Consider the following 25,067-nt stretch of genomic DNA (forward strand, 5'->3'; position numbering starts at 1 on the left):
CGAAATGCCGGGCAACCCATCGCCGCGCGATTGCGTCGGCGCCCCGAAACCGGTGCATCACGCGCCTGAATGCCCGGATGCTGTTTCGCAGTTTCGTTGCTTCGCCGCTTCGTTACGCCGTCGCGCCGTCGCGCTTTCGGCAGCCCTGCCGCGGACAGCGTAAAATATGCGCTCGCGGGCCGCAGCGGCCTGTCACACGCCCTGCTTTACATCATGTTCAATCCGAGCCGCGACGACGTGCGTCGCTTCTTCATCGACACCTGGCGCAAGCAGCGCTCGGGCGAGATCCTCACGCCGCTCGAAGCGATGGCGGCCGACTGGATCGTCGAGCATCCCGAATATCACGCGGAACTCGAGGACGCCGGGCGCTCGGCCGCGCACGACTACACGCCCGACGAAGGGCGCACGAATCCGTTCCTGCATCTGTCGATGCATCTCGCGATCAGCGAGCAGTTGTCGATCGACCAGCCGCCCGGCATCCGGGCCGCGCACGAGAAACTCGCCGCCCGCTGCGATTGCGCGCACGACGCGCAGCACGCGATCATGGAATGTCTCGGCGAAACGATCTGGGAAGCGCAACGCACGAACACGCCGCCTGATTCCGACGCCTATCTGCAGCGGATACTGCGACGCGCATCGCGCGGCTGACGCGGCCCTCGCGAAGGCATCACGCACCGCATGCCGCGCACGTGCGCAACGGACAAAAAAATGCCCCGCTCGAAGCGGGGCATTTTTCGGCGCGCGCGTCGCGCGAGAGGACACGCGCGACGCCGGCGTACCGACGTTACTTCTTGAACACGAGGCTGCCTTGCAGCGACTCGAGGTACGCGGCGATGTCCTTCATGTCGGCAACGGACAGGCTCTGCACCTGCGCCTGCATGATCGCGTTGCTGCGGCCGAGGAGCGGGTTCGTCAGGCCCATCTGGTACTGGCGCATCGCCCAGACCAGGTAGTCGGCGTGCTGGCCCGCGAGGCGCGGATATTCGGCGTTGATCGGATTGTCGAGCTTCGCGCCGTGGCAGGCCGCGCAGTTGTGCGACTCGACGAGTTCCTTGCCCTTCGCGACGTCCGCCGCATGCGCGGTGCCGATCGCGAAGCCGGCTGCGAGCGCGAGCGCCGCCGCCGTCTTGAGTGCCGTCTGAGGCTTCTTCATGGATGATGCTCCTATCCCGGTGCTGAGGTCAGCAAGCGCGAGCTTACTTGTAGGGATTGTTCTTCGAATCGGGCTTTTGCGCGGCGTAGTAGGACGCGAGATCGGCGATGTCCTGATCCGTCAGCGATTCGGCGATCGCGTTCATCGACGGGAAATGGCGATCCTTCTTCCGGTAGGCCTTCAGCGCATTCTCGAGATAAACCTGGTTCTGGCCGCCGAGGAGCGGCACCCGGTAGACCTCCGGGTAGGCCACGCGGTAGCCGTCGATGCCGTGACAGCCGATGCACATCGCGGCCTTGCTTGCCCCGTCCTTCGGGTTGCCGACCACACCGGCCGCCTGCGCGCCGGCGGCGAGCGCCGCGAGCGCTGCTGCGACAACGACATGTTTGCCGAATTTATTCATAGCTCTTGTAACCTAGCTTGAGGGGAAACTGGCGCCCGCAAAGGCAACGGCCGGCGCCGTTTTACTTGTGAGGCCGCCACGCAGGCCAAAAAAAACGGCCAGATTGTACCGCGTCGCCGGGGAACGCGTCCACCACGCGCGCCCACCGAATGCGCTTCGCACGATACGCCGGCCGCGCCAAGCCAGCGGCGCTTCTGACTTATACTGGGATTTTTTCGCCGGAAGCTCGCCGCCATGCGTTTCGAAGGTTCCTCGCACTACGTCGCGACAGACGATCTGAAGCTCGCCGTCAACGCCGCGCTCACGCTCGAGCGCCCGCTCCTCATCAAGGGCGAGCCCGGCACGGGCAAGACCATGCTCGCCGAGGAAGTCGCGGCGGCGCTTGGCATGCCGCTCCTGCAATGGCACATCAAGTCGACGACGAAGGCGCAGCAGGGCCTTTACGAATACGATGCGGTGTCGCGCCTGCGCGACTCGCAGCTCGGCGACGAGCGCGTGAAGGACATCGCGAACTACATCGTGAAGGGCGTGCTGTGGCAAGCGTTCGAGGCCGAGCGCCCGAACGTGCTCCTCATCGACGAGATCGACAAGGCCGACATCGAATTCCCGAACGATCTGCTGCGCGAGCTCGACCGGATGGAGTTCCACGTGTACGAGACGCGCGAGACCGTGCGCGCGCGGCACCGCCCGCTCGTCATCATCACGTCGAACAACGAGAAGGAGCTGCCCGACGCATTCCTGCGCCGCTGCTTCTTCCACTACATCCAGTTCCCCGATCCGTCGACGATGCAGAAGATCGTCGAGGTCCACTACCCCGGCATCAAGCAGGACCTGCTGCGCGCGGCGCTCGAGAGCTTCTTCGAGCTGCGCGGCGTGTCGGGGCTGAAGAAGAAGCCGTCGACGTCCGAGCTGCTCGACTGGCTGAAGCTGCTGCTCGCCGAGGACATCCCGCCCGACGCGCTGCGCTCGAAGGACCAGAAGCAGATCGTGCCGCCGCTTGCGGGCGCGCTGCTCAAGAACGAGCAGGACGTGAGCCTGTTCGAGCGGCTCGTCTACATGAACCGCCACAACCGCTAGACGCACGGGCGCCGCGAGGAGACACGCGAGATGAGCCGCCGGAATCCAGCCGCCACGCCCGCGGGCACACGCGCGATGCGTCGCGCGAACCCGAACCCGCTGCGCGCTTCGTCGCGCGGCGCGTGCGCGCTCCGGCCCGCCGTCGCGCGGCGCGCCCGTGCGCCGCACGGCCGCCCGGCTCGCCGCGGCGATGCGAGGGCCCGTCCATGTTGATCGATTTCTTCTACTCGCTGCGCGCGGCGAAGCTGCCGGTGTCGGTCAAGGAATACCTGACGCTGCTGGAAGCGCTGAAGGCGCAGGTGATCGAGCCTTCGCTCGACGCGTTCTACTATCTCGCGCGGATGACGCTCGTGAAGGACGAGCAGTACTTCGACAAGTTCGACAAGGCATTCGGCGCGTACTTCCACGGCGTGTCCGCGCTGCCCTCGGATGCGTTCGACATTCCGCTCGACTGGCTCGAGAAACGCCTGCAGCGCGAGCTCACGCCCGAGGAGAAGGCGCAGATCCAGGCGCTCGGCGGCCTCGACAAGCTGATGGAGCGCCTCAAAGCATTGCTCGACGAGCAGAAGGCGCGCCACGAGGGCGGCAACAAGTGGATCGGCACGGGCGGCACGTCGCCGTTCGGGCACGGCGGCTACAACCCGGAAGGCATCCGGATCGGCGGGCCGTCGAACGGCAACCGCACCGCGGTCAAGGTGTGGGAGGCGCGCGCGTATCGCGATTACGACGATTCGGTCGAGATCGGCACGCGCAACATCAAGGTCGCGCTGCGGCGGCTGCGGCGCTTCGCGCGCGAAGGCGCGGCCGAGGAGCTCGACCTGCCCGGCACGATCCGCAGCACCGCCGCGAACGCCGGCTGGCTCGATCTGCGGATGGTGCCCGAGCGCCACAACAACGTGAAGGTGCTGATGCTGCTCGACGTCGGCGGCTCGATGGACGACCACATCAAGCGCACCGAGGAGCTCTTCTCCGCCGCGAAGGCCGAGTTCAAGCACCTCGAGTTCTACTACTTCCACAACTGCGTGTACGACCACCTGTGGAAGAACAACCGCCGCCGCCACGCGGAGCGCACGCCGACCTGGGACGTACTGCACAAGTTCACGCCCGACTACAAGCTGATCTTCGTCGGCGACGCGACGATGAGCCCTTACGAAGTGCTGCAGCCGGGCGGCTCCGTCGAATACAACAATCCCGAGGCGGGCGCCGTGTGGCTGCGCCGTCTCACCGATCAGTTCCCGCACTACGCTTGGCTCAATCCGGAGCCCGAGCGGCTATGGGAATACCGGCAGTCGATCGCGATCATTCGCGACGTGCTAGGCGACCGGATGTATCCGCTCACGCTCGCGGGCCTCGAATCCGCGATGCGCACGCTGAGCAAGTGACGCGCCCGCCGCACCCGCCGAGCTCCCTGAATTCCGTCGTTTTCGACGCTTCACCTCAACGCTTCAGACCCGACGTTTCACCGATGAGCAGTCAGCCACCCGTCTCCAATCTGTCGCCCGCCGTCGCGCGGCCGAATTTTTTCACCGACACGTCGCCGTCCGCGCTCGTTGCGGGCTTCGTCGCGATGATGACGGGCTACACGAGCTCGCTCGTGCTGATGTTTCAGGCGGGCCGCGCCGCGCACCTGAGCGACGCGCAGATCTCGTCGTGGATCTGGGCGCTGTCGCTCGGCATGGCCGTGACGACGATCGGGCTGTCGATGCGGTATCGCGCGCCGATCGTCGTCGCGTGGTCGACGCCCGGCGCGGCGCTCCTCGTCGCGTCGCTGCCGGGCGTCGCGTATGCGGACGCGATCGGCGCATTCGTCGTCTGCGCGCTGCTGCTCGCCGCCGTCGGCGCGAGCGGCCTGTTCGACACGCTGATGCGCCGGATTCCGTCCGGCATCGCCGCGGCGCTGCTCGCCGGCATCCTGTTCGAGATCGGCATCGAGATCTTCCGCGCCGCGCAGTTCCAGACCGCGCTCGTGCTCGCGATGTTCTTCACGTACCTGATCGTCAAGCGCGCCGCGCCGCGCTATGCGATCGTCGCGACGCTCGCCGCGGGCATCGCGGCCGCGGGCGCGCTCGGCTTGCTCGACTTCAGCCGCTTTCACGTCGCGCTCGCGCGGCCCGTGTTCACGGCGCCGTCGTTCTCGATCTCGGCGATCGTGAGCATCGGCATTCCGCTGTTCGTTGTCGCGATGGCGTCGCAGAACGTGCCCGGCATCGCGGTGCTGCGCGCGGACGGCTACGGCACGCCCTCCTCGCCACTCATCGCGACGACGGGCGTCGCGTCGCTCGTGCTCGCGCCGTTCGGCTCGCACGGGATCAACCTCGCGGCGATCACGGCCGCGATCTGCACCGGCCCCGAGGCGCACGACGATCGCGCGAAGCGCTACACGGCGGCCGTCTGGTGCGGCACGTTCTATCTCGTCGCGGGCGTGTTCGGCGCGACGATCTCCGCGCTGTTCGGCGCGCTGCCGAAGGCGCTCGTCGTGTCGGTCGCCGCGCTCGCGCTGTTCGGCTCGATCATGAGCGGCCTCACCAACGCGATGCAGGACGCGCGCCAGCGCGAAGCGGCGCTCGTCACGTTCATGGTGACGGCGTCCGGCCTCACGCTGCTGTCGATCGGCTCGGCGTTCTGGGGGCTCGTCGCGGGCGTGCTCACGCAGGCGATTCTCAACGCGCGTCGCGCCGCCTGACGCCCGTCCGGCTCGCGGCCGGATCGGGCATGGTTCGTGCGCGATTCGCCCCTGGCACGCGTCACACCCGCCGGCGCACGAGCGTTCGGCACCGGTTCCGCTTTCCGGCCTAGAATGGAGGGTCCGGCGGCGCGCGCCAAGCGCGCCGCCCAGCATCGCCCCGCGCCCTGCCGCGCGGTCGTCCTCACCGAACCGGCGCGCCGCGCCTCGCTTTCGACTCGTCATGACTACCGCACTCGACCAGCTCAAGCAGTACACGACCGTCGTCGCCGACACGGGCGACTTCCAGCAACTCGCGCAATACAAGCCGCGGGATGCGACGACGAACCCGTCGCTGATCCTGAAGGCCGTCCAGAAGGACGCGTATCGGCCGATCCTCGAGAAAACGGTCCGCGATCATGCGGGCGAATCGGTCGGCTTCATCATCGACCGCCTGCTGATCGCTTTCGGCACCGAGATCCTGAAGCTGATCCCGGGCCGCGTGTCGACCGAAGTCGACGCGCGCCTGTCGTTCGACACGCAGCGCTCGATCGACAAGGGCCGCGAAATCATCAAGCTCTACGAAGCAGCGGGCATCGGCCGCGAGCGCGTGCTGATCAAGCTCGCGTCGACGTGGGAAGGCATCCGCGCGGCCGAAGTGCTGCAGCGCGAAGGCATCCGCTGCAACATGACGCTGCTGTTCTCGCTCGTGCAGGCGGCCGCGTGCGCGGAAGCGGGCGCGCAGTTGATCTCGCCGTTCGTCGGCCGGATCTACGACTGGTACAAGAAGCAAAAGGGCGCCGAGTGGGACGAGTCGAAGGACGGCGGCGCGAACGATCCGGGCGTGCAATCGGTGCGCCGCATCTATACGTACTACAAGCAATTCGGCTACCAGACCGAAGTGATGGGCGCGAGCTTCCGCACGACGAGCCAGATCACCGAGCTCGCCGGCTGCGACCTGCTGACGATCAGCCCCGACCTGCTGCAGAAGCTGCACGACAGCGCCGAGACGGTTGCGCGCAAGCTGTCGCCGGACGCGGCGAAAGATGCGCGGCTCGAGCGCGTCGCGATCGACGAATCGTCGTTCCGCTTCCAGTTGAACGACGACGCGATGGCGACCGAGAAGCTCGCCGAAGGCATTCGCCTCTTCTCGGCAGACGCGGTGAAGCTGGAAAAGATGATCGACGCGCTGCGCTGACGCGCGCGGGCTCCGATTCGCGACGGGCGGTATGACAAACGTTCGTCCCGCGCTTCGGGGCCGCCATCTTTGGGGATCGGCATTTTTTTCGATGCGCGATTCGGCGGGCGCCGCCTTGCGAGGCGGTATCCGCCGAATCGCGCCCTTCCCCCGCGCGCATTCCCGGCCCGCTCGTTGCGGCCCTTTTCACGATTCCCGTTGCTGTCACCCGGACGCACTACAATCGTCAACATGGGCGCGGCTGCGCCCTATTCCCTCCCCAGGATCAAGGAGACGACGATGCAAGTACAACCGTATCTGTTTTTCGGCGGCCGCTGCGACGAGGCGCTGAAATTCTACGGCGACGCGCTCGGCGCACGGGTGAACTTCCTTGCGCGCTACAAGGACGCGCCGCCGAATCCCGAGCGGCCGACGCCGCCCGAGATGGCCGACAAGGTGATGCACGCGAATTTCCAGATCGGCGACTCGGTGCTGATGTGCTCGGACGGCGACTGCTCATCAGGCAACCAGCAGGTGCACAGCGGCTATTCGCTGTCGCTCGATCCGAAGAACGTCGAGGACGGCAAGCGGATGTTCGACGCGCTGCTCGCCGACGGCGGCGCGGTGACGATGCCGTTCGAGAAGACGTTCTGGGCGCTCGGCTTCGGCATGCTGCGCGACAAGTTCGGCGTGCACTGGATGATCAACGTCGAAGACCCGAACATGAAGAAGTGAACGCTTCGGAAGCCGAAGCGTTCGGGTTTGCTCCCGGTCGACCGATGCACGACGCCCGCGGCGCGATGCGCGCCGCGGGCGTTTTCATTCGCGCGCCCGGCCGGCGCGAAACCGCGCGTCAGCTCTCGACGACGTCGAGATAATCCTCCGGCCGCGTGCGGTCTTCCGCATGCGCGATCCCGAGCACGCGCACGAGCACGCTGACCGCGATCGACACGATGAGGTTCACGGCCAGCGCCCAGACGGCCGCATAGCCCGGAATCGCATAGCCGAACAGATGGACCGCGAAGATCGAGCTCGCGAGCTTCAGCGAGATCGCCATCCACGTGCCGCACACGAGCCCCGCCACCCAGCCGAGCAGCAGCCCGCGATAGTCGAGCACCCGCGTGTAGAGCCCGAGCACGATCGCGGGCAGCGTCTGGATGATCCAGATTCCGCCGAGCAGTTGGAGCTGGATCGCGTACGTGAGCGGCAGGCCGAGGATGAACGCGACCGCGCCGACCTTCACGATCAGCGACACGAGCTTCGCGACGTTTGTCTCCTGGTCGTGCGTCATGTTGCGGTTGACGAACTCGCGATGGATGTTGCGCGTGTACAGGTTCGCGGCCGCGATCGACATGATCGCCGCCGGCACGAGCGCGCCAATGCCGATCGCGGCGAACGCGACGCCGACGAACCACGACGGGAAGAAATGCAGGAACAACGCCGGCACCGCGAAATTCGGCCCGAACGCCTTGAAGTACGGCGCGTATTCCGGCATGTCCTTCACGCCCGAGGCGAGCGCCATGTAGCCGAGCAGCGCGAGCAGGCCGAGCACGAACGAGTACGCGGGCAGCATCGCCATGTTGCGGCGGATCGTGTTGCCCGACGACGACGACAAAATTGCCGTCACCGAATGCGGATACAGGAACAGCGCGAGCGCCGAGCCGATCGCGAGCGTCGTATAGGCGCTGAAGCCGTTCAGGCCCGCTGCGTCGGGCGCCTTCAGGAGCAGCTTCGCGGGCGGCACCGCGCCGAAGATGTGCCCGAAGCCGCCGAGCTTCGCCGGAATCACGATCACGGCCGCGGCGATCGTGATGTAGATCAGGATGTCCTTGACGATCGCGATCATCGCGGGCGCGCGCAGCCCCGACGTGTACGTGTACGCGGCGAGGATCGCGAACGCGATGATGAGCGGCAGGTCGCCGACGAAGCCCTTCGTGTCGAAGCCGAGCCCGCCGATCACCACTTCGATGCCGACGAGCTGCAGCGCGATGTACGGCATCGTCGCGACGATGCCCGTCACCGCGACGGCGAGCGCGAGCGAGCGGCTGCCATAGCGCGCGCTGACGAAGTCGGCGGCCGTCACGTAGCCGTGACGCTTCGCGATGCTCCAGAGCTTCGGGAACACGACGAACGCAAACGGGTAGATGAGGATCGTGTACGGCAGCGCGAAGAAGCCCATCGCGCCCGCGCCGAACACGAGCGCCGGCACGGCGACGAACGTGTACGCGGTGTAGAGGTCGCCGCCGAGCAGGAACCACGTGACGATCGTGCCGAAGCGCCGGCCGCCGAGACCCCATTCGTCGAGATGCGCGAGGTTGCCGCGCCGCCAGTTCGCGGCGAGAAAGCCCATGATCGTCACGCCGACGAAGAACAGCACGAAGACGAAGGTCGCGGTCAGATTCATTTGCCGTCTCCCCGCGGAACGCCCTTCCAGCAGTTCTTGGTCTTCTGGTAGACGAATGCGGTGATCACGGCGCTAATGAACACCCACAGCAGTTGATACCAGTAGAAAAACGGGAATCCGAACCATTGCGGTTCGGTCCGGTTGTACGACGGCACCCAGACCATCGCGACGAGCGGCAGGACCAGCAACCAGAGCCAGCGTTTCGCGGCCCGGTTGGCGTCGGCATCGTGAGCCATGACGTCTCCTCTTCACATCCCGGTTATTGATATGTTCTGAACGGGTACGGCGGTGCAAGAGGAACGACACGACGGGCAGGTTGCGACTCCCCTGGCGTCGGCCAGTATAGGAGTCGAAAAAAACGGCGGCAAACGAGGGCGAACCCGGAGCCCGCGAGCGCTGCGGCGCGGGCGGCCTGCTCGGCCATCCCGCGCGCTTTGGCCTCAGATCGTGAAGACGCCGGCGCGCTCGCCGAACGACGCTTTCAATCCTTTCACCCACGAGCGGGCGGGCAGGCGCAGCTCGGCTTCGATCAGCTTCGCGCGCTCGGTCAGTTGAGCGAACGATACCGACAGCGCCGGCCCCGAGAACGCGAGCGCGATCCGGTTGCCGTCATGCACTTCGGGCAGTGCGATCACGCGTTGATCGAATGCGGCGTTCAGGTGCTTCATGTTGCGCACGAAGCTCGGGTGATCGCCGAACAGGTTGATCGTCGCGACGCCCGCGTCGGCGAGGCAGCCGCGCACCGCGCGGTAGAACGCGACGCTGTCGAGTACCGGGCCGCGCGCGGTCGCGTCGTACAGATCGATCTGCAGCGCGCCGATCGTGCCGCGATTCTTCGGATCATTGACGAAATCCCACGCGTCCGTTTCGTGGACGGTCAGACGCCCGTCGTCGGGCGGCAGCTCGAACATCGAGCGCGCAGCGACGATCACGGCCGGATTCAGCTCGACCGCCTCGACGTGCGCACGCGGCAGGAAGCGATGCGCGAACTTCGTCAGCGCGCCCGTGCCGAGGCCGAGCTGGACGACGCGCTGCGGCGTTTCGAGGAAGAGCAGCCACGCCATCATCTGCTGCGCGTACTCGAGCTCGATGTGATACGGCTTCGACAGGCGCATCGCGCCCTGCACCCACTCGGTGCCGAAATGCAGATAGCGCACGCCGCGCTCTTCGGAAAACGTGACGGGCGCGAAGCGCGGCTTGCGCGGCTCGTCGAGGACGGCGACGCCGTCGAGGTCGTCGAACTCGGCGCGGCTGCGCTTCGCGCGGGACGGCTTGAGCTTCTCGGAGCCGTTGAACGGAGACGGCGTGGCGCGCCGGGACGCGCGCGCCTCGGCGGAGGCTCGCTTGATGAGTCGGGTCATGGATGAGTCTCTTGCTGACGTGGCTGTTTGAGCGAACGAGAGGATAGCACTCGCGGCGTCGCGCGCAGGCAAACCGCTTGCTCGTCGGACCCGCCGACCGGCCGACTTGCATCAACAAAGCGATGAACGGATATTGCATCGCAATTGCGATGCATCGAGAGACATCATGAAATCCGCCACCTTTCCATCCATCCGGGTTGAACCGGAACTGCGCGACGCCGCCGAAAGCGTCCTCGGCGAAGGAGAAACGCTGTCGGGTTTCGTCGAGCAATCGATCCGCGAGGGCATCGAGCGCCGTCGCAACCAAAGCGAATTCATTGCCCGCGGCATCGCGTCACGCGAAGCGGCCCGGCGCACCGGCGACTTCTGGACCGTCTTTATGGCTTCATCGTCGATCGCGAAGACGCCGACGTCGAACTCGCCGCCTGCGCGCTTGCCGCCATCACCGCCGGGATCGCCACGCTGGAATCGTCGCCGTTCACTTGCCGCAAAGCTCATCCGTCGATGCCATTTCTGCGGGAGCTGCTCATTCAGTTCGGCGCATCGGGATATGTTGCGCTGTTCGAGATCGACGACGATCGAACGGTGACGATCCTTGCCGCGCGCCATCAGCGGGAAAGCGATTATCACTGAGCCGGAACCACCCCGACGACCGGTCGCTCAGGCTGCGGGCCGGCCCGCATGTGGCGCGTCGTTGCGCCGCCATCCATCGAATGCCGTCAGGAAAGCACCTCGCGCCAACACGAGAGCTTCTGCTCGAACGACAGCATCGCATTCGCCGGACTCGACGACGGCAGCACGAGCGTATCGAACCCCGCCGCGCGTATCGTCGGCTCGAAGCGCCCCGCCGTCTTGCCGTTGAAACAGACCTTCCTGAGCTTCGGCGCGACTTCCCGCAACGAATCGAAGTCGTTCGGCTGCGCATGGCGAATCGCCGCGTCGAGGCTGCCTTCGCGATGGCACGCGGCGAGCACGTCCCAGATGCCGAAGTCGTGCGCGAGCACGCGCGAAAGCCGCGCGTCGTACGGCAGCGCCTGCAGTTCCGGCTCGCCGAGCACAGCGCCCAACAGCCGCCAGAACTGATTGCGCGGATGCGCGTAGTACTGCGCGGCCGCAAGCGACGCCTCGCCGGGGAAGCTGCCGAGAATCAGCGTGTGCGTGCCGGGCGACACGACGGGAGGAAAGCCGCGCAGCATCACGTCGCCTCGAAGTCGCGCGCGCGGCGCTCGCCGTGCGCGTCGAGATGCCGCCACAGCGCGGGCAGCATGCATTCGGTCACCATCAGCGGCGTGCCGCGCCGCTCGAACACCGAGCGGCGCGCGCCGAACGCATGCGGCGCGGCATGCACGCGCACGCGCGCGAGCGCGTGCGACGCGAGCGCGAACAGCGGATGCCCGGCGATCACGCGCCGGCTCACGAGCGGCGAGCGCGTCACCTCCGGATCGCTGTAGAGCAGCTCCGCGAGCGGCCGCGTGCGCAACCGCCGCATCGCCTGCCACACGCCCTTGCTCGCGGCAAGCGGCGCGATGCTGTGCGCGGCGACGAACGGCGTGCCGTCGACCGCGAGCACGACTTCGCGCACCCACACCGGCGCGCGCGACGCGCATGAAAGCGCGCCGTGCTCGTCGGCCCACGGCGTCGCGACCGTCTCGCGCGTCACGCGCACCGTCACGCGGCCGAGCCGGGCGAGGTGCGCGGTCAGCGAGCCGCCGCGCGTGAGCCAGTCCTTCTGCGCGCTCGACGCGCCGGGGCGCGGCGTCTCGCGCCAGTACGCATCGGCCGCGTCGAAACGCATCCGCGCCATCACGCCGCGCGCGACAGCAACAGCGCGTTGGTCCGCTTGACGAAGCTCGCCGGGTCTTCGAGCGCGCCGCCTTCGGCGAGCAGCGCCTGATCGAACAGCAGGTGGCACCAGTCGCCGAAATCCGCGCCGTCGGCCTTCAGCGCCTTGACGAGCGGATGCTCCGGATTGATCTCGAGAATCGGCTGGAACGACGGCGCATTCTGACCCGCCGCCTTCAGCATCCGCTGCAGGTAGCCGCTCATGTCGTTGTCGTCGGCGACGAGGCACGACGGCGAATCGGTCAGCCGGAACGTGACGCGCACGTCCTTCACCCTGTCGCCGAGCGTTTCCTTCATCTTGTCGACGACGGGCTTCATCGCCTCGCCCGTCTCTTCCTGCGCCTTCTTCTCGTCGTCGTTCAGCGCGCCGAGATCGAGATCGCCGCGCGCGACGCTCGCGAGCGGCTTGCCGTCGAACTCGTGCAGGAACGACAGCATCCATTCGTCGACGCGATCGGTGAGCAGCAGCACTTCGACGCCCTTCTTGCGGAACACTTCGAGATGCGGGCTGTTCTTCGCGGCCTGCCACGTGTCGGCCGTCACGTAGTAGATCTTCGATTGATCGGGCTTCATCCGCGCGACATAATCGGCGAGCGCCACATTCTGCGCATCGGTGTCCCCATGCGTCGACGCGAAGCGCAGCAGCTTCGCGACGCGCTCGCGGTTCGCGTGATCCTCGCCGACGCCTTCCTTCAGCACCTGGCCGAACGCGCTCCAGAACGTCGCGTACTTCTCCTTGCCCGCGTCGTCCTCGGCGTTCGCGAGTTCTTCGAGCATCGAGAGGGCGCGCTTGGTCACGCCTTCGCGAATCGCCTTCACGTCGCGGCTTTCCTGCAGGATCTCGCGCGACACGTTCAGCGGCAGATCCGACGAATCGACGACGCCCTTGATGAAGCGCAGGTACTGCGGCAGCAGTTGCTCGGCGTCGTCCATGATGAACACGCGCTTCACGTACAGCTTCAGGCCGCCGCGATAGTCGCGGTTCCACAGGTCGAACGGCGCGTGCGACGGCACGAACAGCAGTTGCGTGTATTCGCTGCGGCCCTCGACGCGGTTGTGCGTCCACGCGAGCGGCTCCTGGTGATCGTGCGCGACGTGCTGGTAGAACTGCTTGTACTGCTCGTCGGTGACGTCGTTCTTCGCGCGCGTCCACAGCGCGCTCGCCTGGTTGACGGTCTCGTCCTCGTCCTTCTCGACCATCTCGCCCTTTTCCTGATCCCACTCTTCCTTCTTCATCAGGATCGGCAGCGCGACGTGGTCCGAATACTTCTGGACGATCGATTTCAGCCGGTACGACGACAGCAGCTCGTCCTCGCCGTCGCGCAGATGCAGCGTGATCGTCGTGCCGCGCGCGGCACGCTCGATCGTGTCGACCGAGAAATCCCCTTCGCCCGCGCTTTCCCAGCGCACGCCCTCGGACGCGGGCACGCCCGCGCGGCGCGTCTCGACCGTGATCCGGTCGGCGACGATGAAGCCCGAGTAGAAGCCGACGCCGAACTGGCCGATGAGCGCCGCGTCCTTCTGCTGGTCTCCGGAGAGCTTCGCGAAGAATTCCTTCGTGCCCGAGCGCGCGATCGTGCCGAGGTTCGAGATCGCCTCGTCGCGGCTCATGCCGATCCCGTTGTCGTCGATCGTGAGCGTGCGCGCGGCCTTGTCGAACGACAGGCGAATGCGCAGGTTCGGATCGCTCTCGTAGAGCGCGTTGTTTTCCAGAGCCTCGAAACGGAGCTTGTCAGCGGCGTCGGACGCGTTGGACACGAGTTCGCGCAGGAAGATTTCCTTGTTGCTGTAAAGCGAATGAATCATCAGGTGGAGGAGCTGCTTGACCTCTGCCTGAAAGCTCATGGTTTGCTGAGTCATCTTGATTTACCTGTTGATTGCGTCAATACGACAGACGGTTTCGATTCACGACCCCATAGGAGCCGGCGCGCGGCGTCATGCTGCTGCCGCGACGCCCGACCGCGCCCCAAGTTGGGGCGCTCGACGGAATTTCAAGAGGCGCGGCGGTTCACGCTGTCGAGATAGCGGCCGAGGAACGCGGGCAACGCGGGATCGCCGCAGTTCGCGACGTTAAAGCGCGTCCATGTCGAAGGCGACTGCTGCGGCGAGAAGAGGCTCCCCGGCGTGAGCAGGAAGCCCTCCTCGTGCGCGGCCGCGGCGAGCGCGTCCGAATCGACGCCCGTGTCGGCCCACAGGAACATCCCCGCCGCCGGCATCGTGAAGAGCCGCATCCCGGTGCGCTCGAGCATCCGCGCGGTCTTGTCGCGCACGCCGCCGAGCCGCGCGCGCAGCCGCTCGACGTGGCGCCGGTAATGCCCTTCCGTCAGCACCTTGTACAGCACGCGCTCGTTGAGCTCGGGCGTCGTCATCCCGACGAGCATCTTCTCGTCCGTCAGCGCCTTCGCGAGTTCCGGCGCGCACGCAATGTAGCCGACCCGCAGGTTCGCGGCGAGCGTCTTCGAGAAGCTGCCGAGGAAGATCACGCGCTTCAGTTGATCGAGGCTCGCCAGGCGCGTCGCCGGATAGCTCGGCGGGCACAGGTCGCCGTAGACGTCGTCCTCGACGACGAGAAAATCGTACGCCTCCGCGAGTTTCAGGATCCGGAACGCCTGCGCGGCCGACAGCGACGTGCCCGTCGGATTCTGCAGCACCGAGTTGATCACGAGCATCTTCGGGCGCCACATCTGCACGAGGTTCTCGAGCGCATCGAGATCGGGGCCGTCCGGCGTGTACGGCATCCCGACGAGCTGCGCGCCCTGCGACGCGAAGCGGCCGAACATCTGGAACCAGGCCGGATCGCCGACGATCACCGCGTCGCCCGGCCGCACGCAGTGGCGCGCGATCAGGTCGATCGCCTGCGTGATGCCGGACACGAGCACGAGCTGATCGGGCGTCGCGCCGATCTCGATTTCGGCGAGGCGCGTTTGAAGCTGCTGCCGCAGCGGCAGGAAGCCCTGCGCGCTGCCGAAGCCGAGCATCTGCGCGCCGGACTGCCGGCCGAGCGCGCGCAACGCGCTCGTGATCAGATCGCCGTCGAGCCAGCGGCTCGGCAGGTAGCCGAGCCCTGGCCCCTTTTCCGGGCTGACCGTGTGCAGCATGTTGCGCAAGAGCCAGACGACGTCGATCGTGTTGTGCACGGGCTGCGCCCGCCCGCCGCCGGACGCGCCGGCGGGCTGCGCCCCCGGCGCACGCTCGCGCACGTAGAAGCCGGAGCCGCGCCGCGAATCGAGATAGCCTTGCGCAACGAGCCGCTCGTACGCCTCGACGACCGTGAAGCGCGACACGCTCTTGTCGATCGCGAGCTTGCGGATCGACGGCATCCGCATGCCGGGCCGAAACACGCGCTCGTCGATCCGGCGGCGCGCCCACTGCACGAGCTGGTCGACGAGCGTGAGCGTCGCGGTATCGTGCGGCGCGGGAATCTGCGCAAGCGGGACGGTGGACATCGCGGGCCTCCAACTGTACCGAAGAGTATCGCGGCGATTGTACCGTTACTGTGCCGGTCGCCGCGATTACAGTTTTTCGGCGGCGATGCGGCGCAGCGGCGCACGCACGCCCGAAAACCGAAAACCGGTTCCGATTTCCCCTTCGCATTTCGTCCGATGGCAGCCCATTCGCTGAAACTCGATCATCTCGTCGTCGCCGCGCGCACGCTCGAAGAAGGCGTCGCGTACGTCGCCGACACCCTCGGCATCGAACCCGCGAACGGCGGCGCGCATCCGTCGATGCGCACCCACAATCGCCTGTTCGGCCTGTGGGGCGGCGCGTATCTCGAAGTGATCGCCGCCGACCCCGGCGCGCCGCCGCCCGCCGACGGCCAGCCGCGGCCGCGCCTGTTCGGCCTCGACGATCCGGCGACGCACGCGCGGCTCGAGCAGGGCCCGTACCTCGCGCACTGGGTCGCGCGCGTCGATCGCCCGCGCCAGCTCGACCTGTGGCAGCGCCAGTATCCGGCGCGGATTGCGCGCATCGTGCCGATGACGCGCGGCGATCTCGGCTGGCGGCTGACGGTGCCCGACGACGGCTCGCTGCCCGCGTGGCGAGGCGCGGGCGACGGCGTGCTGCCGTCGCTGATCCAGTGGAACGACGCGCGCCATCCGTCCGACGCGCTGCCGCACGGCTGCGTCGCGCTGAAGGCGCTGAAGGCGGCGCATCCGCACGCGGGCACGGTGCGCGAGCAGCTTGCCTGGCTGAACGCCGCGCACCTGCTCGACGTCGAGGCGGTCGAGGCGGGCGAAGCGCCCGCGCTCGCCGCCGAATTCGACACGCCGAACGGCGCGCGCACGCTGAGTTAGCGCGCGGCGATCCGGCGGCCCGGCGCACCGCCCCGCTTCCGACAGAAACCCGATATCGACGGAGACACTTCACTCATGGATTCGCGCGAAACCCGCGGCATGCTGCTCGGCCTGATCGGCGTGATGATCTTCAGCCTGACGCTGCCGATGACGCGCATCGTCGTCACCGAGCTCCATCCGCTCCTGAACGGCCTCGGGCGCGCGCTCGCCGCTGCGGTGCCCGCCGCTCTGCTGCTGGGGCTGCGCCGCGAGCGCGTGCCGACCCGCGCACAGTTGAAGAGCCTCGCCGTCGTGTCGGCGGGCGTGATCATCGCGTTTCCGGTGTTCTCCGCCTGGGCGATGAAGACCGTGCCCGCCGCGCACGGCGCGGTCGTCAACGGATTGCAGCCGCTCCTCGTCGCGCTGTACGCGGCGTGGCTCGCGCGCGAGCGGCCGTCGAAGGCGTTCTGGGCGAGCGCCGCGCTCGGCAGCGCGCTCGTGATCGCGTTCGCGCTGCGCGACGGCGGCGGCGCGCTGCAGCCGGGCGACCTGCTGATGCTCGTCGCGGTCGGCATCGGCGCGCTCGGCTATGCGCAAGGCGCGCGCCTCGCGCGCGAGATCGGCGGCTGGCAGGTGATCTGCTGGGCGCTCGTCGTGTCCGCGCCGTTCCTCGTGCTGCCCGTCGGCTGGCTCGCGTGGGCGCACCACGCGGCGCATCCGGGCCCCGTGTCGCCGCGCGTGTGGCTCGCGTTCGGCTACGTGACGCTGTTCTCGCAGTTCATCGGCTTTTTCGCGTGGTACGCGGGCCTCGCGACCGGCGGCATCGCGCGCGTCGGTCAGGTGCAACTGCTGCAGATCTTTTTCACGATCGCGTTCTCGGCGCTGTTCTTCGGTGAAACCGTTTCGCCGTCGACCTGGCTGTTCGCCGCCGCCGTGATCGCGACCGTCGTGCTCGGCCGCCGCGCCGCCGTGCGCCTCACGCCGCAACCGGCTCGCGCCGCCTGATTTGACGAGCGATAATCGACGCTTTCATCCGAACGACCCATGACACCGACCGAGGAGACCATGAATCCGAGCGATCTCAAGCCGCCCCACTGGGCCCTGTCCGAACGCGCACGCAAGCTCACGAGCTCGGCGATCCGCGAAATCCTGAAAGTGACCGAGCGCCCCGAGGTGATCTCGTTCGCAGGCGGCCTGCCATCGCCCGCGACGTTCCCCGCCGAGCGGATGCGCGAGGCCGCCGACCGCGTGCTGCGCGATTCGCCCGCCGCCGCGCTGCAATACAGCGCGACGGAAGGCTTCCTGCCGCTGCGCGAGTGGATCGCCGAGCGCTATCGCGTGCGCGCGACGCAGGTGCTCGTCACGACGGGCTCGCAGCAGGCGCTCGATCTGCTCGGCAAGGTGCTGATCGATCCGCAAAGCCGCGTGCTCGTCGAGACGCCGACCTACCTCGGCGCGCTGCAGTCGTTCTCGCTCTACGAACCGGCCTACGCGCAGGTGCCGACCGACGACGCGGGCCTCCTGCCCGATGCGCTCACGCCCGAGCTGACGAAGGGCGCGCGGCTGTTGTACGCGCAACCGAATTTCCAGAATCCGACGGGCCGCCGCCTCCCCGTCGAGCGCCGCCGCGCGCTCGCCGCCTTCGCGCAGACGAGCCCGTTCCCGGTGCTCGAGGACGATCCATACGGCGCGCTGAACTACGCGGGCGAGCCGCTGCCGACGATGCTGTCGATGGCGCCCGATCACGTCGTCCATCTCGGCACGTTCTCGAAGGTGCTCGCCCCCGGCCTGCGGATCGGCTATATCATTGCGCCCGAGGAGTTGCACTTCAAGCTCGTGCAGGCAAAGCAGGCGACGGACCTGCATACGCCGTCGATCACGCAGCGCATCGCATACGAGGTGATCCAGGACGGCTTCCTCGACGCGCACATCCCGACGATCCGCGCGCTCTACAGCGCGCAGTGCGAAGCGATGCTCGCGTCGCTCGCGCGGCACATGCCGGAAGGCGTGAGCTGGAACCGCCCGGAAGGCGGGATGTTCATCTGGGTGAAGCTGCCCGCGCAGATCGACAGCATGCAGCTCCTCGAGGCGGCGGTCGCGAACAACGTCGCGTTCGTGCCGGGCGCGCCGTTCTTCGCGGACGACGCGCAGAAGAACACGCTGCGGCTGTCGTTCGTCACGGTGCCGCCGGAGAAGATCGAGGAAGGCGTCGCGCGGCTCGGCAAGCTGTTGCGCGAGCGTCTGTGACGCTTTTCGTTCGTTCACGCATTCACGATTGATTCACGCACTCACGAGGATATGAATCAGATGGCAAACGTCTACGACAAACTGAAGGAACTCGGCATCGAGCTGCCCGTCGCGGGTGCGCCCGCCGCCGCCTACGTGATGAGCGCGCAAAGCGGCAACACCGTCTACCTGTCGGGCCACATCGCGAAGAAGGACGGCAAGGTCTGGGCGGGCAAGCTCGGCCAGGACGTCACGACGGAGCAAGGCAAGGAGGCCGCGCGCGCGGTCGCGATCGATCTGCTCGCAACGCTGCACGCGCACACGGGCGACCTGAACAAGGTCAAGCGCATCGTCAAGGTGATGAGCCTCGTGAACTCGACGCTCGAGTTCACCGAGCAGCACCTCGTGACGAACGGCGCGTCCGAGCTGATCGCCGAGGTGTTCGGCGACGCGGGCAAGCATGCGCGCTCGGCGTTCGGCGTCGCGCAGATCCCGCTCGGCGCGTGCGTCGAGATCGAGCTGATCGCCGAAGTCGCGTAACGCGATGGCAACCGCGATGGCAGCCGCGATGACCGTCGCGCCAGGCGCCGCGGGCGCGGTGCGCTTCAAGCAGGTCGACGTGTTCGCGTCGGCGCCGTTCAAGGGCAATCCGCTCGCCGTCGTATTCGACGCGGACGCGCTTAGCGACGCCGACATGCTCGCGATCGCGCGCTGGACCAACCTGTCCGAGACCGCGTTCCTCGTCGCGCCGACCGATCCCGCCGCCGACTACCGCGTGCGGATCTTCACGACGGGCGGCGAGTTGCCGTTCGCCGGCCATCCGACGCTCGGCGCCGCGCACGCGTTTCTCGACGCGGGCGCGCAGCCGAGAACGCCTGGGCGGCTCGTCCAGCAATGCGGCGCGGGGCTCGTCGAGCTCGCCGAGCGCGACGGCGGCTGGGCGTTCGCCGCGCCGCCCGCGCGCGTGACGCCGCTCGCGCAACGCGAGTGGCCCGCGCTCGCGGCCGCGCTGCGCACCGGCGCGATCGATTTCGGCGTGCCGCCGCAGGCGGTCGACAACGGCGCGCCGTGGCTCGTCGTGCAGTTCGCGTCGGCTGCCGACTGCCTCGCGCTCGATCCCGACCGCGCGGCGCTCGCGCCGATCGTCGCCGCGCTCGGCGCGGCCGGCCTCGCCGCATACGGCCCGCATCCGGCCGACGGCCCGGCGACGTTCGAAGTGCGCTGCCTGATGACGGGCGACGCGTTCGGCCCCGGCGAAGACCCGGTGACGGGCAGCGCGAACGCGGCGATCGCGGGCGTCCTCGCGCAAGCGGGACGCCGCCCAGGCCGCCGCTATACCGCGCGCCAGGGCACGGCGCTCGGCCGCGACGGCCGCATCTCGGTCGATTACGACGACGACGCCGGCAAGATCTGGATCGGCGGCGCGGCCGTCACGCTCGTCGACGGCGCCATCCGGCTGCGCTGAGCGGCGTTTGCGCCCGTTTGCGCCCGGTCGCGCTCGCCGCGCGGGCCGCGCATGGTGCCGCCCCTCCCGGCCCGGTTAGCGATATCCCGCTCACGCTAAATCAAAGACTGACCATTCAGTAATATCGGGCCTCATCTATTGTCTTCTTTATCGGCCCGTTTACTCGGTTATCCTGTCGGATCGCCTATGCGCGCAAGGACACCTTTCGTCCGATGAGTTCGTCCCGGTCACACGCCGCCCGCGCCGCGCGGCCGGTGCGCGCGACACGCAAGTCGCGCCGCCGCCGCGCGCTGTTCGCGATCCCGCTCCTCGGCACGCTGGCGCTCGCGCTGCTGTGGGTGGCCATCATCGCGCGCCTGTCCGTCGAGAAGGACAGCGCGTTCCGCGACGCGGGCGCGTCGGCCGCGATCCTGTCGACGGCGCTCGAGCAGCACACGGTCAAGGCGATCCATCAGGTCGACCAGATCACCCGCTTCGTCAAATACGAGTTCGAGAAGTCGCCCGCCCGCTTCAATCTCGCGAGCACGGTCGAGAAAGGCGTCGTGCCGAGCGACACGCTGATCCAGGTGTCCATCCTCGACGCGCGCGGCCGGCTCGTCGCGAACACGGCCGACTCGCATCCGAAGCCGATCGACCTGTCCGACCGCGAGCACTTCAAGGTGCACACGCAGCGCAACGACGACGAACTCTACATCAGCAAGCCGGTGTTCGGCCGCGTGTCGCGCCACTGGACGCTGCAGATGACGCGGCGCCTGAACCATCCGGACGGCTCGTTCGCCGGCGTGGTCGTCGTATCCGAGGATCCGACCTACTTCACGAACGACTTCTACAACAACGCGACGCTCGGCAAGGACGGCGTGATCGCCGTGATCTCGGATACGGGCGCCGTGCTCGCGCGCAGCACGGGCTCCACGCAGAAGGCGCCCGGCACGTTCTCGGCATCGGGCGTCTACCCGGTGTCGGAGCGCGCGTCGGGCACCTATGTCGACCCGATCGACGGCATCATACGCATCGTGTCGTATCGCCATCTCGACGGCTATCCGCTCGGCGTGATGGTCGGCCTGTCGCAGGCGGAAGAATTCGCCGACTATCACCACACGCGCAACGTCTACCTGCTGATGACGAGCTTCATCACGCTCGCGATGCTCGCGTTCTTCGGCGTCGCGACGGGCCTGATCGGCAAGCTGCTCGGCCGCGAGCGCGAGATGACGCAGCTCGCCGAGTTCGATCTGCTGACGGGGCTCGCGAACCGCTACGCGACGCTGCGCAGCCTGCGCAACGACGTCGCGCTGCCGTCGAATCTGTCGCGCCTCGCGATCCTGTTCATCGACCTCGACAATTTCAAGACCGTCAACGACACGCTCGGCCACAACGCGGGCGACATCGTGCTGCAGATGACGGCCGCGCGCCTGTCCGACGCGGTGACGAACGAAGGCGCGCTCGCGCGGATCGGCGGCGACGAGTTCGTCGTCGTCGTGAAGGGCGAGAACGTCGAGCGGCGCGCCGAGCATCTCGCGGAGGCGATCGTGCGGATGTTCGCCGAGCCGTTCGACGTGCGCGGCAGTTCGTTCGTGCTGCACGCGAGCATCGGCATCGCGCTGCATTCGGTCGGGAACGAGAGCGAGATCGACCTGCTGAAGAAGGCCGATCTCGCGATGTACAGCGCCAAGGACGCCGGCAAGAACTGCTACCAGTTCTATGCGCCGCACCTGTCGCATCGCGCCGATCACCTGATGCGCTGGGAGCAGCAGTTGCGCGTCGCGCTGTCGGACGGGCAACTGTTCCTCGCGTACCAGCCGAAGATCGATCTCACGTACCGCTGCATCACCGGCTTCGAGGCGCTCGTGCGCTGGGACCATCCGGAGCACGGCGTGATCTCCGCGAACGAATTCATCTCGATCGCCGAATCGACGGGACTCATCGTGCCGATCGGCGACTTCGTGATCCGCACCGCGTGCGAGCAGCTCGCGCGCTGGCGCGACGAGGGCCACGACAAGCTCACGCTCGCCGTCAACATCTCGCCCGTGCAGTTCTGGCGCGGCGACCTGATCGACACGATCTCGCGCGCGCTCGTCGAGACCAGGATCGAGGCGCGCCGCCTCGAGCTCGAGATCACCGAGACCGCGATGATGGAATACCCCGAGCTCGTGTCGGAGAAGATCGTCGCGCTGAAAAGGCTCGGGATCCGCGTCGCGCTCGACGATTTCGGCACCGGCTATTCGTCGCTGTCGTACCTGCACCGCTTCTCGGTCGACACGCTGAAGGTCGACCGCTCGTTCATCCAGGCGATCCCGGCCGACCGCAGCGTTTGCGTGATGGTGTCGTCGATCGTGCACCTCGCGCGCTCGCTCGGACTCACGGTCGTCGTCGAGGGGACGGAGACGGAAGAGCAGATCGCGTGGCTCGCCGCGCTCGGGCGCATCGAGGCGCAAGGCTTCCTGTTCTCGCGGCCGGTGCCCTCCGACGGCATTCCGGCCCTGCTTGCGCGCTTCGGCGTCTGCGGCGGCGACGACGCGCCCGCTACCCGCCGCGACGGCGCGAACGCAGCTAAACAGTCGCTCGGCAGCGACTAAACGACGCATCCTGACTAGCGCCGCATACTCGTTTTTGCTCATACAACGAACGGCTTTCGGAGTCCACAATGAATTGTGCGACGCACGCGTGGCCGCACGTGCGACCGCAAGCGCACTGGACACAAGCCATGACAATCGCAAGCGTGGATGCCGCCTGCTGCGGCGAACGGGAATCGCTGTGGGCGTTGTTCAAGACCGTGACGGGCATATCCGCCGTGTCGTGGGGCGGCCTGGCGATGATGGCTCAGCTCGAGCAGCATTACGTCGAGCATGAGCGGCGTATCGATGCGCTGTCGTTCGCCGATCTCGTCGCGCTCGCGTGGATGATGCCCGGCCCGGTCGGCTGCAACGTCGCGGTGCAGGTCGGCCACACGCTGCGCGGCCGCGCGGGCGCATGGATCGCCGGCGTCGCGAGCGTGCTGCCGTTCTTCGCGGCGATGACGGTCTTCGCGATCTTCTACCAAACCCCGCTCGTGCGCTCGCTCGCGTCGCCCGTGCTGCTGCATCACTTCGCGATGGTGCTCGCCGCGCTGATCGGGCTCACCTGGTTCAGGCAGGTTCGCGCGCTCGTTCATGCGCCGCTCGAGCGCGTGGTCGCCGCGCTCGCGACGGGGCTGCTCGCGCTCGCGCACAGCCCCGCCGCGTTCGTCGTGATCCTCGCCGCCGCGTTCGCGGTCGGCTGGCTCGCGAGCGGCCGGCGGCAAGGCGAAGCGCCGCGGCTCGCGCTGCCCGCGCGGGAATGGCGGCTGCTCGCATCGCTCGCGCTCCTGATCGCGCTGTTCGCCCTGCCGCTGCCGATCGAATACGAATCGCCGCTGCTCTGGCCTCGGCTCGCGGGCGCCGGCATGACGCTCTTCGGCGGCGGCTTCTCCGCGCTGCCCGTGCTGAAATCACTGTTCGTCACGCGCGCGACGGGCATCACCGAGCAGGACTTCATGCTCGCGTTCACGCTGTCGCCCGTGTCGCCCGGGCCGCTTCTGAATGTCGTGCCGTTTCTCGGCTATCTCGAGGACGGCTGGCGCGGCGCGCTGCTGTCGACCGTCGCGCTGTTCGTGCCCTCCGGCTGTCTCGTCATCTTCGCGCGGCAGCACGTCGAGCGGCTGAAGCGGCATCCGCGCTTCGCGAGCGGCATGCGCGTGCTGCGCGCGGCCACCACCGCATTCCTCGTGATCGCGGCCGCGCGCCTCGTCGCGAAGACGCCTGCCGAGCCCGTGTATTGGGCGACGGGCGTGATCGCGTGGCTGTGTCTCGCGCGATTCAAGGTGCCCGTCTATGCGCTGTACGGCGCGGTTGCGGCGGCGTGCGGCGGCTGGCTGATCCTCGCGGCGCACGGGTGAGCGCGCGTTGCCCGCATTGCGGCGTCCCGGTTCGGCGCGCACCGCTGGCTGCCCGCCCCCGCGCGTCTCGCCCGCCGCCTCAGCCGCGCATTGCGCCGAATCCATCGAAGAACGACCGCGCGTTCGCCTCGAGGCTCTCGATGTGATAGCCGCCCTCCTGCACGATCACGGTCGGCAGCCGCAGCCCGCCGATCAGGCCGCCTAACCGTCCAAAGCCGTCCGTCGTCACCGCGACCTGCGATTGCGGATCGTCGCGATAGATGTCGAAGCCGAGCGACAGCACGAGCGCATCCGGCGCGAAGCGCCGCAGCTCGCGCAGCGCGTCGTCGACGCGCTCGAAGAACGCCGCCTCGCCCGATCCGTGCGGCATCGGCAGATTCACGTTGTAGCCGTGGCCGTCGCCCGCGCCGCGCTCGTCGTCGAAGCCCGCGACGGCCGGATAGAAGTTCGTCGGATCGCCATGGATCGACACATACAGCACGTCGCGTCGCGCATAGAAGATTTCCTGGATGCCCTGTCCGTGGTGCATGTCGGTGTCGAGTATCGCGACGCGCGCATGGCGCGCGCGCAGCGCCTGCGCGGCGATCGCCGCGTTGTTCAGATAGCAGAAGCCGCCCGCGGCATCGACGCGCGCATGATGGCCGGGCGGCCGGCACAGCGCGTATGCTTCGGGCGCGCCGTCGCGCACCGCCGCCGCGGCGGCGAGCGCGCTCTGCGCGGACCAGTACGCGGCGCGCCACGTGTGCTCGCCGACCGGGCAGCTACCGTCCGCGAGATGACGGGCGGCTTGTGCGAGCACGCCGCGCAGCGCGTTCGGCTCGCGCACGAAAATGTTCGACATCGCCTCGTCGCCCCAGTCCTCCGGCATCTTCTTCCATTCTCGATGCACGGTCTCGAGAAAGCGCAGGTAGTTCATGTCATGCACGGCCGCGATCGGCGCGATGCCGAAGTCGTCCGGCTCGCGCACGGAAAAACCCATCGCGAGCGCGGCCGCGACGAGCCGCGTCGCGCGCTCGGGCACCTCCTGCGGCGTGCGCATCCGGCCGCGCGAAAAATACGTGCGTGGATGATGCAGCGATTGGTCGGGGTGGAAGTACGTCAGCATCTTGATTT

Annotated in this window: 24 protein-coding genes and 1 pseudogene; 15 read left to right on the forward strand and 10 right to left on the reverse strand. The window is 67.8% G+C overall.

The genetic code is table 11. From position 1 onward, the window contains the following. The first annotated feature begins 96 nt into the window (after window positions 1-96). Window positions 97-648, forward strand: a complete 552-nt coding sequence (locus AQ610_RS13610) for a DUF1841 family protein (RefSeq protein ID WP_006025004.1) — start codon at window positions 97-99, stop codon at window positions 646-648. A 136-nt stretch (window positions 649-784) separates the two neighbouring features. Here the strand turns inward: AQ610_RS13610 and AQ610_RS13615 are convergent, their stop codons facing one another. Together AQ610_RS13615 and AQ610_RS13620 are read right to left on the reverse strand one after the other, a co-directional pair. Beyond that, window positions 785-1,153, reverse strand: a complete 369-nt coding sequence (locus AQ610_RS13615; RefSeq protein ID WP_006025003.1) for a c-type cytochrome — start codon at window positions 1,151-1,153, stop codon at window positions 785-787. A 43-nt stretch (window positions 1,154-1,196) separates the two neighbouring features. Continuing rightward, window positions 1,197-1,556, reverse strand: coding sequence for a c-type cytochrome (locus tag AQ610_RS13620; protein WP_004185759.1), 360 nt, complete (start codon window positions 1,554-1,556; stop codon window positions 1,197-1,199). Window positions 1,557-1,790: 234 nt separating this feature from the next. Between AQ610_RS13620 and AQ610_RS13625 the strand changes: the two genes are divergently transcribed. The 5 genes from AQ610_RS13625 to AQ610_RS13645 all read left to right on the forward strand — a co-directional run bounded on the left by AQ610_RS13625 (window position 1,791) and on the right by AQ610_RS13645 (window position 7,207). Continuing rightward, complete coding sequence (locus tag AQ610_RS13625; RefSeq protein WP_006025002.1) at window positions 1,791-2,633, forward strand: AAA family ATPase; 843 nt, start codon at window positions 1,791-1,793, stop codon at window positions 2,631-2,633. A gap of 206 nt (window positions 2,634-2,839) precedes the next feature. Beyond that, window positions 2,840-4,015, forward strand: coding sequence for a vWA domain-containing protein (locus AQ610_RS13630; RefSeq protein ID WP_006025001.1), 1,176 nt, complete (start codon window positions 2,840-2,842; stop codon window positions 4,013-4,015). An 83-nt stretch (window positions 4,016-4,098) separates the two neighbouring features. Then, on the forward strand, window positions 4,099-5,316 hold the full coding sequence (locus AQ610_RS13635) for a benzoate/H(+) symporter BenE family transporter (protein ID WP_006025000.1): 1,218 nt from the start codon (window positions 4,099-4,101) through the stop codon (window positions 5,314-5,316). A 223-nt stretch (window positions 5,317-5,539) separates the two neighbouring features. Further along, entirely contained in the window at window positions 5,540-6,493 is a 954-nt protein-coding gene (gene tal, locus AQ610_RS13640; protein WP_006024999.1) for a transaldolase, read from the forward strand. A gap of 279 nt (window positions 6,494-6,772) precedes the next feature. Continuing rightward, window positions 6,773-7,207, forward strand: a complete 435-nt coding sequence (locus tag AQ610_RS13645) for a VOC family protein (protein ID WP_006024998.1) — start codon at window positions 6,773-6,775, stop codon at window positions 7,205-7,207. A gap of 118 nt (window positions 7,208-7,325) precedes the next feature. Here AQ610_RS13645 and mctP read toward each other — a convergent pair whose 3' ends face one another. The 3 genes from mctP to AQ610_RS13660 all read right to left on the reverse strand — a co-directional run bounded on the left by mctP (window position 7,326) and on the right by AQ610_RS13660 (window position 10,237). Then, on the reverse strand, window positions 7,326-8,876 hold the full coding sequence (mctP, locus tag AQ610_RS13650; RefSeq protein ID WP_006024997.1) for a monocarboxylate uptake permease MctP: 1,551 nt from the start codon (window positions 8,874-8,876) through the stop codon (window positions 7,326-7,328). Further along, window positions 8,873-9,112, reverse strand: a complete 240-nt coding sequence (locus AQ610_RS13655) for a DUF3311 domain-containing protein (protein WP_009911690.1) — start codon at window positions 9,110-9,112, stop codon at window positions 8,873-8,875. The genes mctP and AQ610_RS13655 overlap by 4 nt, the downstream gene beginning before the upstream one ends. Before the next feature lie 204 nt (window positions 9,113-9,316). Next, entirely contained in the window at window positions 9,317-10,237 is a 921-nt protein-coding gene (locus AQ610_RS13660) for a class I SAM-dependent methyltransferase (protein WP_006024995.1), read from the reverse strand. 166 nt (window positions 10,238-10,403) lie between these two features. Here AQ610_RS13660 and AQ610_RS38145 point away from each other — a divergent pair. Continuing rightward, window positions 10,404-10,478, forward strand: a pseudogene (locus tag AQ610_RS38145) (YlcI/YnfO family protein); the annotation flags it as partial. A 125-nt stretch (window positions 10,479-10,603) separates the two neighbouring features. Further along, complete coding sequence (locus tag AQ610_RS13665) at window positions 10,604-10,870, forward strand: type II toxin-antitoxin system RelE/ParE family toxin (RefSeq protein ID WP_085954738.1); 267 nt, start codon at window positions 10,604-10,606, stop codon at window positions 10,868-10,870. An 86-nt stretch (window positions 10,871-10,956) separates the two neighbouring features. On the opposite strand, the gene AQ610_RS13670 is transcribed toward AQ610_RS13665, so the two are convergent. The 4 genes from AQ610_RS13670 to AQ610_RS13685 all read right to left on the reverse strand — a co-directional run bounded on the left by AQ610_RS13670 (window position 10,957) and on the right by AQ610_RS13685 (window position 15,525). Further along, window positions 10,957-11,433 (reverse strand): DNA-deoxyinosine glycosylase, encoded by a 477-nt coding sequence (locus AQ610_RS13670; RefSeq protein ID WP_006024993.1) that lies wholly within the window; start codon window positions 11,431-11,433, stop codon window positions 10,957-10,959. Then, entirely contained in the window at window positions 11,433-12,041 is a 609-nt protein-coding gene (locus tag AQ610_RS13675) for a chorismate--pyruvate lyase family protein (RefSeq protein ID WP_006024992.1), read from the reverse strand. Before AQ610_RS13675 ends, AQ610_RS13670 begins: the two co-directional genes overlap by 1 nt. Next, on the reverse strand, window positions 12,041-13,939 hold the full coding sequence (gene htpG / locus AQ610_RS13680) for a molecular chaperone HtpG (RefSeq protein WP_009911687.1): 1,899 nt from the start codon (window positions 13,937-13,939) through the stop codon (window positions 12,041-12,043). Before htpG ends, AQ610_RS13675 begins: the two co-directional genes overlap by 1 nt. A gap of 131 nt (window positions 13,940-14,070) precedes the next feature. Continuing rightward, window positions 14,071-15,525 carry an aminotransferase-like domain-containing protein gene (locus tag AQ610_RS13685; protein ID WP_006024989.1) on the reverse strand — a complete coding sequence of 485 codons (1,455 nt, stop codon included), beginning with the start codon at window positions 15,523-15,525 and terminating at the stop codon, window positions 14,071-14,073. Window positions 15,526-15,681: 156 nt separating this feature from the next. On the opposite strand from AQ610_RS13685, the gene AQ610_RS13690 reads away from it, so the two are divergent. From AQ610_RS13690 to AQ610_RS13720, 7 genes are all read left to right on the forward strand, one after another. Continuing rightward, the gene (locus tag AQ610_RS13690; RefSeq protein WP_006024988.1) at window positions 15,682-16,374 is read left to right on the forward strand and encodes a VOC family protein; all 693 of its coding nucleotides are present in this window, start codon (window positions 15,682-15,684) and stop codon (window positions 16,372-16,374) included. Between the two features lie 75 nt (window positions 16,375-16,449). Beyond that, on the forward strand, window positions 16,450-17,358 hold the full coding sequence (locus AQ610_RS13695) for a DMT family transporter (protein ID WP_006024987.1): 909 nt from the start codon (window positions 16,450-16,452) through the stop codon (window positions 17,356-17,358). Window positions 17,359-17,418: 60 nt separating this feature from the next. Further along, window positions 17,419-18,600: an aminotransferase-like domain-containing protein gene (locus AQ610_RS13700; protein ID WP_009911682.1), complete on the forward strand. Its 1,182-nt coding sequence runs from the start codon at window positions 17,419-17,421 to the stop codon at window positions 18,598-18,600. A gap of 60 nt (window positions 18,601-18,660) precedes the next feature. After that, window positions 18,661-19,119 carry a RidA family protein gene (locus AQ610_RS13705; RefSeq protein ID WP_015601002.1) on the forward strand — a complete coding sequence of 153 codons (459 nt, stop codon included), beginning with the start codon at window positions 18,661-18,663 and terminating at the stop codon, window positions 19,117-19,119. Between the two features lie 28 nt (window positions 19,120-19,147). Then, window positions 19,148-20,044 carry a PhzF family protein gene (locus AQ610_RS13710; RefSeq protein WP_041861892.1) on the forward strand — a complete coding sequence of 299 codons (897 nt, stop codon included), beginning with the start codon at window positions 19,148-19,150 and terminating at the stop codon, window positions 20,042-20,044. A 212-nt stretch (window positions 20,045-20,256) separates the two neighbouring features. Further along, on the forward strand, window positions 20,257-22,617 hold the full coding sequence (locus AQ610_RS13715; RefSeq protein WP_043282086.1) for a bifunctional diguanylate cyclase/phosphodiesterase: 2,361 nt from the start codon (window positions 20,257-20,259) through the stop codon (window positions 22,615-22,617). A 128-nt stretch (window positions 22,618-22,745) separates the two neighbouring features. Continuing rightward, window positions 22,746-23,954, forward strand: coding sequence for a chromate transporter (locus AQ610_RS13720; protein WP_045554865.1), 1,209 nt, complete (start codon window positions 22,746-22,748; stop codon window positions 23,952-23,954). 79 nt (window positions 23,955-24,033) lie between these two features. Here AQ610_RS13720 and AQ610_RS13725 read toward each other — a convergent pair whose 3' ends face one another. Then, the gene (locus AQ610_RS13725) at window positions 24,034-25,059 is read right to left on the reverse strand and encodes a histone deacetylase family protein (protein ID WP_006024981.1); all 1,026 of its coding nucleotides are present in this window, start codon (window positions 25,057-25,059) and stop codon (window positions 24,034-24,036) included. Between the last annotated feature and the right edge of the window lie 8 nt (window positions 25,060-25,067).

Origin of the sequence: Burkholderia humptydooensis (assembly GCF_001513745.1) — a bacterium.
GTDB classification, from domain to species: Bacteria; Pseudomonadota; Gammaproteobacteria; order Burkholderiales; family Burkholderiaceae; genus Burkholderia; species Burkholderia humptydooensis.